10 protein-coding genes are annotated in these 11758 nt (G+C 68.1%); 9 read left to right on the top strand and 1 reads right to left on the bottom strand.

Going from position 1 to position 11758, the window contains the following annotated elements:
* The first annotated feature begins 101 nt into the window (after window positions 1-101).
* From ASF72_RS11640 to ASF72_RS11620, 5 genes are all read left to right on the top strand, one after another.
* Window positions 102-1559 (top strand): CitMHS family transporter, encoded by a 1458-nt coding sequence (locus ASF72_RS11640; RefSeq protein WP_050685423.1) that lies wholly within the window; start codon window positions 102-104, stop codon window positions 1557-1559.
* Between the two features lie 210 nt (window positions 1560-1769).
* Window positions 1770-2066 (top strand): Asp-tRNA(Asn)/Glu-tRNA(Gln) amidotransferase subunit GatC, encoded by a 297-nt coding sequence (gene gatC / locus ASF72_RS11635; RefSeq protein WP_050685424.1) that lies wholly within the window; start codon window positions 1770-1772, stop codon window positions 2064-2066.
* A 3-nt stretch (window positions 2067-2069) separates the two neighbouring features.
* Window positions 2070-3653: an Asp-tRNA(Asn)/Glu-tRNA(Gln) amidotransferase subunit GatA gene (gatA, locus tag ASF72_RS11630; protein ID WP_050685425.1), complete on the top strand. Its 1584-nt coding sequence runs from the start codon at window positions 2070-2072 to the stop codon at window positions 3651-3653.
* Window positions 3653-5161: an Asp-tRNA(Asn)/Glu-tRNA(Gln) amidotransferase subunit GatB gene (gene gatB / locus ASF72_RS11625; RefSeq protein ID WP_056599028.1), complete on the top strand. Its 1509-nt coding sequence runs from the start codon at window positions 3653-3655 to the stop codon at window positions 5159-5161. Before gatA ends, gatB begins: the two co-directional genes overlap by 1 nt.
* 197 nt (window positions 5162-5358) lie before the next feature.
* Window positions 5359-6009 (top strand): hypothetical protein, encoded by a 651-nt coding sequence (locus ASF72_RS11620; protein WP_056599067.1) that lies wholly within the window; start codon window positions 5359-5361, stop codon window positions 6007-6009.
* An 11-nt stretch (window positions 6010-6020) separates the two neighbouring features.
* Here ASF72_RS11620 and ASF72_RS11615 read toward each other — a convergent pair whose 3' ends face one another.
* The gene (locus tag ASF72_RS11615; protein WP_056599025.1) at window positions 6021-6932 is read right to left on the bottom strand and encodes a LysR family transcriptional regulator; all 912 of its coding nucleotides are present in this window, start codon (window positions 6930-6932) and stop codon (window positions 6021-6023) included.
* A 132-nt stretch (window positions 6933-7064) separates the two neighbouring features.
* Here ASF72_RS11615 and tdh point away from each other — a divergent pair, with 132 nt between their 5' ends.
* The 4 genes from tdh to ASF72_RS11595 are packed head-to-tail and all read left to right on the top strand — an operon-like array spanning window position 7065 to window position 11684.
* A complete protein-coding gene (gene tdh / locus ASF72_RS11610) occupies window positions 7065-8111 on the top strand; it encodes an L-threonine 3-dehydrogenase (protein WP_056599021.1) in 1047 nt (348 codons plus the stop codon).
* A gap of 9 nt (window positions 8112-8120) precedes the next feature.
* Entirely contained in the window at window positions 8121-9317 is a 1197-nt protein-coding gene (locus ASF72_RS11605; RefSeq protein ID WP_056599018.1) for a glycine C-acetyltransferase, read from the top strand.
* A 43-nt stretch (window positions 9318-9360) separates the two neighbouring features.
* Window positions 9361-10461, top strand: coding sequence for an NAD(P)/FAD-dependent oxidoreductase (locus ASF72_RS11600; protein WP_056599015.1), 1101 nt, complete (start codon window positions 9361-9363; stop codon window positions 10459-10461).
* Window positions 10462-10472: 11 nt separating this feature from the next.
* Window positions 10473-11684, top strand: coding sequence for an amidohydrolase family protein (locus ASF72_RS11595; protein ID WP_050685431.1), 1212 nt, complete (start codon window positions 10473-10475; stop codon window positions 11682-11684).
* Window positions 11685-11758 lie beyond the last annotated feature (74 nt).

Raw genomic sequence — 11758 nt, 5'->3', positions numbered from 1 at the left:
CCAATCAATTGAGCCAAAGGCACGGCCGTGACGGCCGCCACCCTACAGTCTGTAGCACGCGTCACACCGCTGTGCCGCCGAACACATGTAAGGAGCCGGCCGTGCTGGTAATACTTGGATTCGCAATGATCGCGGTATTCATGGTGCTGATCATGACGAAGAAGTTGACGCCAGTACTGGCGCTCATCATCGTCCCCACCGTTTTTGGACTTTTCGCAGGCGCCGGCCTTGGCATCGGCGACATGGTCCTGGAGTCCATGAAAGCCATGACCTCCACCGCAGCCCTGCTGATGTTTGCCATCATCTACTTCGGGCTGATGATCGACGTGGGACTGTTTGACCCGCTGGTCAAATTCATCCTCCGCAAGCTGGGCAACGACCCCGCCAAAGTGGTCCTGGGCACCGCCATCCTCGCGGCCGCCGTGTCGCTGGACGGTGACGGCTCCACCACCTTCATCCTCACCACGGCAGCCATGCTGCCCGTCTACCTGCGCCTGAAGATGAGCCCCGTGGTCCTCACCTGCGTGGCCGGCCTGGCCAACGGCACCATGAACATCGTGCCCTGGGGCGGTCCCACGGCCCGCGCCGCCACCGCGCTGAATATCGACGTCAACGACGTCTTTGTCCCCATGGTCCCCTCCCTGATCGGTGGCCTGGTGGTTGTTATGGTCTTCGCCTGGCTCCTGGGCCTGCAGGAACGCAACCGGCTCCGCGCCACCGAGCCGGGCATCTGGGCCACCCCGGGTGCTGACACGGCCGACGGCGGCGCACCCGCCGGTGGGTCGGGAACCGGCCGTGGACGCAAGGGCAACAACCCCGGCGGAGCAGCCCCCGCCGTCGGCGGCTCTTCCGTCGCTGTCCTGGAGCGCCCCGAAACGCTGGTGGACGACCTCGACTCCGCCATGGCGGACACCGCACTGGACCCGAACCGCGCCACCCTGCGGCCCAAGCTGTTCTGGTTCAACCTGGTCCTGACCGTGGCCGTGATGACCATGCTGGTGGCCGACCTGGTCCCGCTGCCCTACGTCTTTATGGTCGGTTCGGCCATCGCGCTGCTGGTGAACTTCCCCAACGTCAAGGAACAGAGCCGCCAGCTGGTGGCCCACGCACCGTCAGTTGTTGCCGTGGTCAGCATGGTCATGGCCGCAGCAGTCCTCACCGGGGTCCTGACCGGCACCGGCATGGTGGGAGCCATGTCCGAGTGGCTGGTCCAGATCATCCCGTCCAGCATGGGACCGTTCATGGCCGTCATCACCGGTGTCCTGAGCATCCCCATGACGTTCTTCATGAGCAACGACGCCTTCTACTTCGGCGTCCTGCCGGTACTCGCCGAAACTGCCGGCCACTACGGCATCCCCGCCGCGGACATGGCCCGGGCCTCCATCACCGGCCAGCCGTTCCACCTGCAGAGCCCCCTGGTTCCGGCTATCCTGCTGCTGGTCTCCCTGGCCAAGGTGGACCTGGGCGACCACCACAAAAAGGTACTGTGGCGCACCGCCGTGGTTTCCCTGGTCATGCTGGGAATTGGTGTGCTGACCGGGGCCGTCGGAATCGGTTAGTCTAAACCTGCCTGTGGACCGGCTTCGGCCGGCCTGCGGGACCGAAGTGCCCGTCTGACGCCCGCTGGGGGTCGTCAGACGGGCACTGGCGTTTCCGCACTAGACTGGTTCCGGAAAACAAGCGGGACTGGTTGGAAAAACAAGTGGCACTTGTTTGCGAAGCGACCGGGGCCCGCCCGGAATGAACACATACACCTGCAGGGGAGATCCATGGCTGCGATCAACCGTGACGATGTTGCGCATCTGGCGCGACTCGCTCACATCGAGATGAGTGCCGAAGAGCTGGACAGGATGGCCGGCGAGCTCGCCGTCATCGTTGATTCCGTCAAGTCCGTCAGTGAGGCCGCCGGGGCCGACGTCCCGGCAACGTCCCACCCCATCCCGCTGACCAACGTCTTCCGGGACGACGTGGTGGGGCACACCTTCACCGCTGAACAGTCACTCTCCGGCGCGCCGGATTCGCTCGATAACCGTTTCAAGGTCCCGGCCATCCTGGATGAGGCATAAACCATGACCGAACTGAACCCCGCCGGAACCGACGCCGGCACCCTGATCCGCCTGTCCGCAGCGCAGCTGGCCGCCAAGCTGGCCGCCGGTGAAGTGACCTCCGTGGAGATCACCCGGGCCTGCCTGGACCGCATCGCCCAGGTGGATGGCGGTGAGCGCGGCATCAACGCGTTCCTGCACGTCAACGCCGAGGAAGCGCTCGCCGTCGCTGCAGAGGTGGACGCCATCCGCGCCGCCGGCGGCCCCGAAGCCGACGCCCTGCATGAACTCGCAGGCGTCCCCATCGCCGTCAAGGACCTCATCGTCACGGTGGGCCAGCCCACCACTGCCGGCTCGAAGATCCTCGAAGGCTGGCACAGCCCGTACGACGCCACCGTGGTGGCCCGGCTGCGCGCCGCGAAGATGCCCATCCTGGGCAAAACCAACCTGGACGAATTCGCCATGGGTTCCTCCACCGAGCACTCCGCCTACGGCCCCACCCGCAACCCCTGGGACCTGGACCGGATCCCGGGCGGCTCCGGCGGCGGTTCCGCGGCCGCCGTCGCCGCGTTCGAGGCGCCCCTGGCCCTCGGAACCGACACCGGCGGCTCCATCCGGCAGCCGGGCGCCGTCACCGGCACCGTGGGGGTCAAGCCCACCTACGGCAGCGTGTCCCGCTACGGCGCCATCGCCATGGCCTCCTCGCTGGACCAGATCGGCCCCGTCACCCGCACCGTGCTGGACTCGGCACTGCTGCACCAGGTCATCGGCGGGCACGACCCCAAGGACTCCACCTCCCTGCCGGAGCCGCTGGCGGACCTCGTGGCCGCGGCACGCACCGGCAACGTCGAGGGCCTGCGGATCGGCATCATCAAGGAACTGCACGGCGAGGGTTACCAGGCCGGCGTCGAAAACCGGTTCAACGAGGCGCTGGAACTGCTCAAGGACGCCGGCGCCACGATCGTTGAGGTCTCCTGCCCCAACTTCCAGTACGCCCTGGGCGCCTACTACCTGATCATGCCCTCCGAGGCGTCCTCCAACCTGGCAAAGTTCGACGGCGTCCGGTTCGGCCTGCGCGTCCTGCCCACCGACCCGCCGCTCACCATTGAACGGGTCATGGCAGCCACCCGCGCCGCCGGGTTCGGCGACGAGGTCAAGCGCCGCATCATCCTGGGCACCTACGCCCTGAGCGCCGGCTACTACGACGCCTACTACGGCTCGGCGCAGAAGGTCCGCACCCTGGTCCAGCGCGACTTCAACGCCGCGTTTGAACAGGCGGACGTGCTGATTTCCCCCACGGCGCCCACCACCGCGTTCAAATTGGGCGAAAAGCTGGACGATCCGCTGGCCATGTACCTCAACGACGTCGCCACCATCCCGGCCAACCTGGCCGGCGTCCCCGGGCTCTCCCTCCCGGGCGGCCTCGCTGACGAGGACGGACTGCCCGTCGGCATCCAGCTGCTGGCCCCGGCCCGCGAGGACGCCCGGCTCTACCGCGTGGGCGCCGTCCTGGAATCGCTGCTGGAGGCCAAGTGGGGCGGCCCGCTGCTGGCCCAGGCCCCCGACCTTGCCGGCGCACCGGCACTCGAAGCCCAGGAGGCGAAATAATGAGCACCGACGCAACCCTGAGCTTCGAAGAGGCCATGGAGAAGTACGACCCCGTCCTGGGGTTTGAGGTCCACGTGGAACTCAACACCAAAACCAAGATGTTCTCCTCCGCGCCCAACGTGTTCGGCGACGAGCCCAACACCAACGTGAACGAGGTGGACCTCGGCCTGCCGGGCGTGCTGCCCGTGGTCAACCGGACGGCCATCGAGTCCTCCATCAAGATCGGCCTGGCGCTGAACTGCAGCATCGCCGAGTCCTGCACCTTTGCCCGGAAGCAGTACTTCTACCCGGACACACCCAAGAACTTCCAGACCTCCCAGTACGAGGACCCCATCGCGTACGACGGTTACCTGGACATCGAACTCGCCGACGGCACGGTGTTCCGCGTTGAGATTGAACGCGCCCACATGGAGGAGGACGCCGGGAAGCTGACCCACATGGGTGGCGCGGCCGGCCGCATCCAGGGCGCCGACTTCTCCCTGGTGGACTACAACCGCTCAGGCGTGCCGCTCGTGGAAATCGTCACCAAGCCCATCGAAGGCGCCGGCTCCCGCGCGCCGGAACTGGCCAAGGCCTACGTGGCCGCCGTCCGCGAGATCGTCAAGAACCTCGGCGTCTCCGATGCCCGGATGGAACGCGGCAACGTCCGCTGCGACGCCAACGTCTCGCTCCGCCCGCACGGCCGGGAACGGTTCGGCATCCGGTCCGAAACCAAAAACGTGAACTCGCTGCGCGCCGTCGAACACGCCGTCCGCTACGAGATCCAGCGCCACGCCGCCGTCCTGGACAACGGCAACCCGGTCATCCAGGAAACCCGGCACTGGCACGAGGACACCCGTACCACCACGTCGGGCCGGCCCAAGTCGGACGCTGACGACTACCGCTACTTCCCGGAACCGGACCTGGTGCCCGTGGTGGCGTCCCGTGAATGGGTGGAGGAGCTCCGCGCCACCTTGCCGGAGCCGCCGGCCGCCCGCCGCAAGCGCCTGCAGGCCGACTGGGGCTACTCCGAACTGGAATTCCGCGACGTGGTCAACGCCGGAGTCCTGGACGAGATCGAGGAAACCATTGCCGCCGGCGCCTCCGCTTCGGTGGCCCGTAAATGGTGGATGGGCGAAATCGTTGGGCGCGCCAAAAACGCCGACGTCGACCCCGGCCAGCTGGGCGTTGCACCCGCCACCATCGTGGAGCTTGCGAAAATGGTGGATGACGGCAAGATCAACAACAAGATGGCCACCGCTGTCCTGGACGGCGTCCTGGCCGGCGAAGGCACCCCGGCCGAAATCGTCGAGGCCCGCGGCCTGGCAGTGGTCTCGGACGACGGCCCCCTCCTCGAAGCCATCGACGCTGCCCTGGCGGCACAGCCGGACGTCGCGGAGAAGATCCGCGGCGGCAAGGTCCAGGCCATCGGCGCGATTGTTGGCGGCGTGATGAAGGCCACCCGTGGCCAGGCGGACGCCGGCCGCGTCCGTGAGCTGATCCTGGCGAAGCTCGGCGTCGAAGGCTGACACCGCCCGCTCCAACCCAACTGGGTCGCAGTAGTTGTCGTTTTGACCCCTCAAAACGACAACAACTGCGACCCAGTTGGGCGTTAAGCACTACTCGCATCCACAGGCACCGAACTACCCGTGTTCAGGGCCGCGTCCCGGTCCTACACTGAAGATCCAGGGCACAGCGCCCTGCCCGCTCTGTGGGAGGTATGGCCATGACCGTCCGGGAACCGTTGAGGCTTCGCAAGGCTTTCCTGGCCGGCGCCGTTGCGCTGGCGCTGACCGGCACGGGAGCCGCCATCGCCTGGTCGGCAACCGGGACGCCCACGCCCACCCCGGACACGCCCAGTGCGGCCGCGCCGGATACCGGTTCGGGCAAGGACACGGATCCGGCGAAGGACAAAGCCGCACACGCCCGTCCCCTCCACAGTGAAAGTGTGGTGAAGGAGGCCGACGGCACCTACCGCACGGTCCTATCGCAGCGCGGCACGGTGGACGCCGTCAGCTCCACGGCCATCACGGTGAAAAGCGAGGACGGCTACAGCCAGACCTACGCCGTCACCGCTGGCACCCGGACCACAGTGATTCCCGCCCCCGCCGCGGACGGCTCACCGGCAACGGGCGACGACGGCAAACGGCTCAAGCCCACGGACGGCACCAGTGCGGACCTCGCCACAGGGGACGCCGTGCTGGTTGCCGGCGTGAAGGATGGCGGCACGGCCACTGCCCAAAGGATTGTCAAGGGCGCCGGCGACGGGCCCGGAATGGGACTGGGCCAGGGCCGCGGGAAAGGACACGGGCAAGGCCACGGCAAGGGCGCTGGGCAGAGTCAGGGGCAGGGTCAAGGCCACGGACCCAAAGCCTGAGCGCGGCGGATTCAGCTGATTTTGACCAGCCCCGCCATGATGTCCTCCAGTGCCTGGCACACCATCAGCACCGAGCGGCGCTTGAGGTTCTCCGGCCTGGCCAGCAGGTCAATCCGGCGGCGCGTGCTGATCCCGGACAGGGGACGGAGCACAATGTCCGGATTCAGCACCGGCCCCGCGGTGTACCGCGGCAGCAGGCCAACCACCCCGCCGGCCGCCACCAGCGCGGCCACGGTGGAGTAGTCATTGATGCGGTGCACAATGTTCAGTTCCCTGCTGGAAACGGCCGCGACGGCGGACAGCACGTCGGCGGGGGAGTAGCCGGCGTGGCTGGTCACCCAGGTCTCGGCCGCCACGTCCTGCACGCTCAGGGTGTCCTGCCCGGCCAGCCGGTGCCCGGCGGGGAGGGCCACGTCCAGCGGTTCGTGGGCCAGCGGGATCACCGTGACACGTTCGGTGGGCCACCGGGGGCTGTGGTCCATCCGGTGGGCCAGGACCAGGTCGTACCGGGCCGTCAACGCGGGGAAGTCCTGCTGGGCCACGTCCTCGTCGGACAATTCGATCCGTGGTTTCTCCGGGCCGTCCAGGATCCGGGCCAGCGGCGCAAAGACTGCCTGGCCGGCGCTGTGGAAGCCACACAGGCTCACCCGGCCGGCTGCGGACCCGTGATAGATCCCGATCGCATCCCGCGCGTCCGCCAGCGCACTGACCACGGCGGCGCCGGCGTCGGCCAGGACCTGGCCTGCTTCCGTCAGCACCAGGTTGCGGCCTTCCTTTCGCGTCAGCGGCACGTCGACCGTCCGCTGCAGGATGGCCAGTTGCTGCGAGACGGCGGACGGCGTGACCATCAGGGTGTCCGCCACCGCCTTGACGCTGCCCAGCGCGCCGAGCTCACGCAGGATTTCAAGCTGATGGATCTCCATCCCCCAAGTCTATGCATTAGCAAAAGCTACATCGTCGATTGAGAAATTCCCTGTTGTACTAAGCCGTTATCCCCGTTCTAATGAGGACGGAAGCACCCGCCCGCGGTGTGGCGATAAAGAGGAAGGAAGCCGATGAAGGCTTTGTACAAGTCAGGCCCCCAGGCCGGTTTCGAGCTGGTGGACCGGCCCGAACCGGAAGCCGGTCCGGCCGACGTAAAAATCCGTGTGATGACCACCGGTATCTGCGGCACCGACCTCCACATCCAGTCCTGGGACGCCTGGGCGCAGGGCATCATCGAGGCACCCCTGATCGCCGGCCACGAGTTCTACGGCGAAGTGGTGGCTGTGGGCGGGGACGTCCGCGACGTGAAAGTGGGCGACCGGGTATCCGGCGAAGGCCACGTGGTGTGCGGCATCTGCCGCAACTGCCGCGCGGGCCGCCGCCAGATGTGCATCCACACCGTCAGCGTGGGCGTGCAGCGCGACGGCGCCTTTGCCGAATACGTGGTGATCCCGGAAACCAACGTCTGGGTCCATCACGATCCGTCCATCACCCCCGAGCTCGGCGCCATCTTCGACCCCTTCGGCAACGCCGTGCACACCGCCCTGAGCTTCCCGCTGGTGGGCGAGGACGTCCTGATCACCGGCGCCGGGCCCATCGGCCTGATGGCCATCGCCGTCGCCCGGCACGCAGGGGCCCGCAAGATCGCCATCACGGACGTGTCCGGACCCCGCCTGGAGCTGGCCCGCACCCTCGGCGCGGACCTGGCCATCGACGTCTCCACCACCCGGGTCCGCGACGCCCAACGTGCGCTCGGCCTGCGCGAGGGCTTCGACATCGGCATGGAAATGTCCGGCCATCCCACGGCGCTGCCGGAGATGATCGAGAACATGAACCACGGTGGCCGGATCGCCATGCTGGGCCTGCCCAGCCAGGACATCACCATTGACTGGGCCAAGGTGGTCACGCACATGCTCACCCTCAAGGGCATCTACGGCCGCGAAATGTACGAGACCTGGTACGCCATGAGCGCCATGCTCTCCTCCAACCCCGTGCTCCACGCCGGCATCTCCGCCGTGGTGACGGACACCCTGCCCGCCACGGACTGGGAAAAAGGCTTTGACCTGGCCCGCAGCGGTTCCGGTGGCAAAGTTGTCCTCGACTGGACCCAACTCTAAGGAAACCCCATGTACTCCGCCATCAAGGACCAGCTGGCCACCGAGCTGGACAGCCTCCGCACCGCCGGGCTGTTCAAGACCGAGCGCAGCATCAACTCGCCGCAGTCCAGCCACATCACTGCAGCCCGGATCGGGGAACAGGGCGCCGCCGTCCTTAACTTCTGCGCCAACAACTACCTGGGCCTGGCCGACCACCCGGACATCATCACGGCCGCCAAGACCGCCATGAACGAGCGCGGTTTCGGCATGGCCAGCGTCCGCTTCATCTGTGGCACCCAGGACCTGCACCTGGAACTCGAAGCCAGGGTCTCCCGCTTCCTGGGCACCGAGGACACCATCCTGTTCTCCAGCTGCTTCGACGCCAACGGCGGTGTGTTCGAGTCCCTGTTCGGACCCGAGGACGCCATCATCTCCGATGCCCTCAACCACGCCTCGATCATCGACGGCATCCGGCTCTGCAAAGCCCGCCGTTACCGCTACGCCAACCAGGACATGGCCGAGCTCGAAGCCCGGCTGCAGGAGGCAGGCGACGCACGGCGCCGGATCATCGTCACGGACGGCGTCTTCTCCATGGACGGCTACCTCGCCCCGCTGGCTGCCATCTGCGACCTGGCCGAGCGCTACGACGCCCTGGTGATGGTGGACGACTCGCACGCCGTGGGCTTTATGGGCGGCACCGGCGCGGGTACGCCCGAGCATGCCGGCGTCTCCGACCGGGTGGACATCTACACGGGCACATTCGGCAAGGCCCTGGGTGGCGCCTCCGGCGGATACGTCTCGGGCCGCGCCGAAGTGGTGGCCATGCTCCGGCAGAAGGCCCGCCCCTACCTGTTCTCCAACTCCCTGGCGCCGGCGATCGTGGCCGCCACCATCAAGGCACTTGACCTGGTGGAAACCTCCGCTGACCTGCGGACCAGATTGTTCGCCAATGCGGAGCTGTTCCGCCGCCGGATGACGGAGGAGGGCTTCGAGCTCCTCCCCGGCGAGCACGCGATTGTGCCGGTGATGTTTGGTGACGCCGTCCTCGCGGCGAAGGTGGCGGACCGGATGCTGGCCCACGGAGTTTTCGTCACGGCCTTCAGCTTCCCGGTGGTTCCACGCGGTGCCGCAAGGATCCGCGTGCAGCTCTCGGCGTCGCATTCAGCGGCCGACGTCGAAGCGTGCGTGGGTGCGTTCGTCGCCAGCCGTGCCGCAGTAGCAGGCTAAGCCCGGCGCCGCCGGCAGCCGCCAACTCTGCAAGGATGGTGCCATGGCAGCACATTACGATGTCCTGATTGTTGGCGGCGGCATCGCCGGGCTTTCCCTGGCGGCCGCGCTGGCGGATCACTGCACGGTGGCGCTGGTGGAGGCGGAGCAGGAGCTGGCGTACCACACGTCCTCCCGCTCCGCCCGGCAGCTGATCCCCAGTTACGGCCCGCCGGTGGTGCAGGAACTGACTATGCGGACCCTGGAACTCATCGCCGCCCGGGACGACGGGCAGCCCGTGCCGGTCCTGACGCCGCGCAGTTTCCTGCTGGTCGGCACCGAAGCCCTGGTTGCGGCCGGGGCAAGCGGACACATGGTGCCGGTGACACCGGACCAGGCGCTGGAGCTTTGCCCTGCCCTGGTCCCCGGCAGCTTCGAAGCCGCCGGGCTGGATACAGGCTCCTACGGCTGCGACGCGCCCCTGCTGCTGGCAGGCCACCGGCAGGCAGCCTTGGCCGCGGGGGCGGAGATCATCACCGGCGCACGCGTGCACTCAGCCCAGCGCCTGGGAACCGGCTGGCAGGTCGGCGCCGGCACGGAGGCCTTCGCAGCCACTGTGGTGGTCAACGCGGCCGGCGCCTGGGCCGATGAGCTGGCCGTCATCAGCGGCGTGGAGAAGCTGGGCCTGCAGCCCTACCGCCGCACCGCAGCGATTGCCGCCGTCGGCCGTTCCCTGCCCGCCGGCAGCCCCATGGTGGCCGCCGCGGATGACTCGTACTATTTCCGGCCCGACGGCGGCGACGTGCTGATTTCGCCGTCCGAGACAGTGCCCAGCGGCCCCGATGACGCACAACCGCGCCCCGGCGATGTGGAAAACCTGGTGGCCCTCCTCAACCGGGTGACGTCGCTGGGCATTACCGGCGTACGCCGCGCGTGGACCGGGCTCCGGACCGAGGCTGCCGACGGCATCCCCGTGGCCGGGTTCGACGCGGAGGCCGCCGGGTTCTACTGGCTCGCCGGGCAAGGCGGGTACGGGTTCCAAACATCTGCCGCCATGGCCGAACTTGCCGCGGGGCAGATCCTGGCGCACCTGGGCGGCCGCCCAGGTCCGGAATCCCGGACAGCACGGGCGCTTGCAGCCACCCGCTGGTCCGTGCGGCGCTGAAGAATGATTCCATGAGCACCCTGATCACCAACATCGCCGAGCTGATGACCCAGGACCTGGACCACCGCGTCCTCAAGGACGCCGCCCTGGTGCTCGAGGGGGAGCGGATCGCCTGGCTGGGCCCCGCCGCGCACGCCCCTGCAGCGGACCAGGCGGTGGACGCCGGTGGCCGGGCCGTGCTGCCTGGCTGGGTGGACTCCCACACCCATCTTCTTTTCGCCGGCGACCGGACAGCCGAGTTCGAAGCCAGGATGGCGGGGGAAGCGTATGCCGCCGGCGGCATCGCCGTGACCATGGCCGCCACCCGGGCCACCGGCGACTACGACCTGACGCGGCTGGCAATGGGCAGGGTGGCCGAGGCCGTCGCCCAGGGCACCACCTACCTGGAGACGAAGACCGGCTACGGGCTGGACATCGACCACGAAGCCCGCAGCGCTCGGATCGCCTCCACCGTGGCGGACCAGGTGACCTACCTCGGCGCGCACCTGGTGCCGGCCGGCCAGGATCCGGAGGCCTACACGGACCTGGTCTGCGGGCCGATGCTGGCCGCCGTCCTGCCCTATGTGCAATGGGCGGACGTGTTTTGTGAGGAAGGTGCCTTCACGGCGGAGCAGTCACGCCGGGTGCTGCTTGCGTGCCGCGATGCCGGGCTGGGCCTGCGGGTCCACGGAAACCAGCTGGGGGAGGGGCCCGGGGTGCGGCTCGCCGTCGAGATGGGCGCCGCCAGCGTGGACCACGTCAATTACCTGGCCTGCGCCGACATCGAGGCCCTGGCCGGAACCTGGGCCGGCTGGGATCCTGGAAGCGGCACGGGACAGCGGGGAACGGTGGCCACCTGCCTGCCCGCCTGCGACCTCTCCACCCGCCAGCCGCTGGCGCCCGCCCGCGGACTCCTGGACGCCGGCGTCCAGGTGGCGCTCGCCTCAAACGCCAACCCCGGCACGTCCTACACCAGCTCCATGGCCTTCTGCGTCACCACGGCGGTGCTGCAGATGGGCCTCAGCGTCCACGAAGCCGTCCGCGCCGCCACCTACGGCGGGGCCCTCGCCCTGCACCGGGACACAGGCAGCGACGCCGACGGCCAGCGCGCCGTGGGATCCCTCGCCGTGGGGCACCGGGCGGACCTGCACGTCCTCAACGCGCCGTCCGCCACGCACCTCGCCTACCGACCGGGGATGCCGTTGACGTACGCTGTGTGGCGGGCCGGACGCCGCGAGCGCTAATACTGCCGCGAAATTGACGTTTTATGATCGTTTAGGGTCTGTTATGATCATAAAACGTCATCATGTGCGATGGC

The sequence above is a fragment of the Arthrobacter sp. Leaf141 genome, from assembly GCF_001424565.1.
Taxonomy (GTDB): Bacteria; Actinomycetota; Actinomycetes; order Actinomycetales; family Micrococcaceae; genus Arthrobacter.
This window is presented reverse-complemented; position numbering and strand designations above follow the sequence as displayed.

Coding starts and splice junctions, on each gene's coding strand:
- gatC (WP_050685424.1), top strand. CDS start 1,770: ATGGCTGCGATCAACCGTGACGATGTTGCGCATCTGGCGCGACTCGCT.
- gatA (WP_050685425.1), top strand. CDS start 2,070: ATGACCGAACTGAACCCCGCCGGAACCGACGCCGGCACCCTGATCCGC.
- gatB (WP_056599028.1), top strand. CDS start 3,653: ATGAGCACCGACGCAACCCTGAGCTTCGAAGAGGCCATGGAGAAGTAC.
- ASF72_RS11620 (WP_056599067.1), top strand. CDS start 5,359: ATGACCGTCCGGGAACCGTTGAGGCTTCGCAAGGCTTTCCTGGCCGGC.
- ASF72_RS11615 (WP_056599025.1), bottom strand. CDS start 6,932: ATGGAGATCCATCAGCTTGAAATCCTGCGTGAGCTCGGCGCGCTGGGC.
- tdh (WP_056599021.1), top strand. CDS start 7,065: ATGAAGGCTTTGTACAAGTCAGGCCCCCAGGCCGGTTTCGAGCTGGTG.
- ASF72_RS11605 (WP_056599018.1), top strand. CDS start 8,121: ATGTACTCCGCCATCAAGGACCAGCTGGCCACCGAGCTGGACAGCCTC.
- ASF72_RS11600 (WP_056599015.1), top strand. CDS start 9,361: ATGGCAGCACATTACGATGTCCTGATTGTTGGCGGCGGCATCGCCGGG.
- ASF72_RS11595 (WP_050685431.1), top strand. CDS start 10,473: ATGAGCACCCTGATCACCAACATCGCCGAGCTGATGACCCAGGACCTG.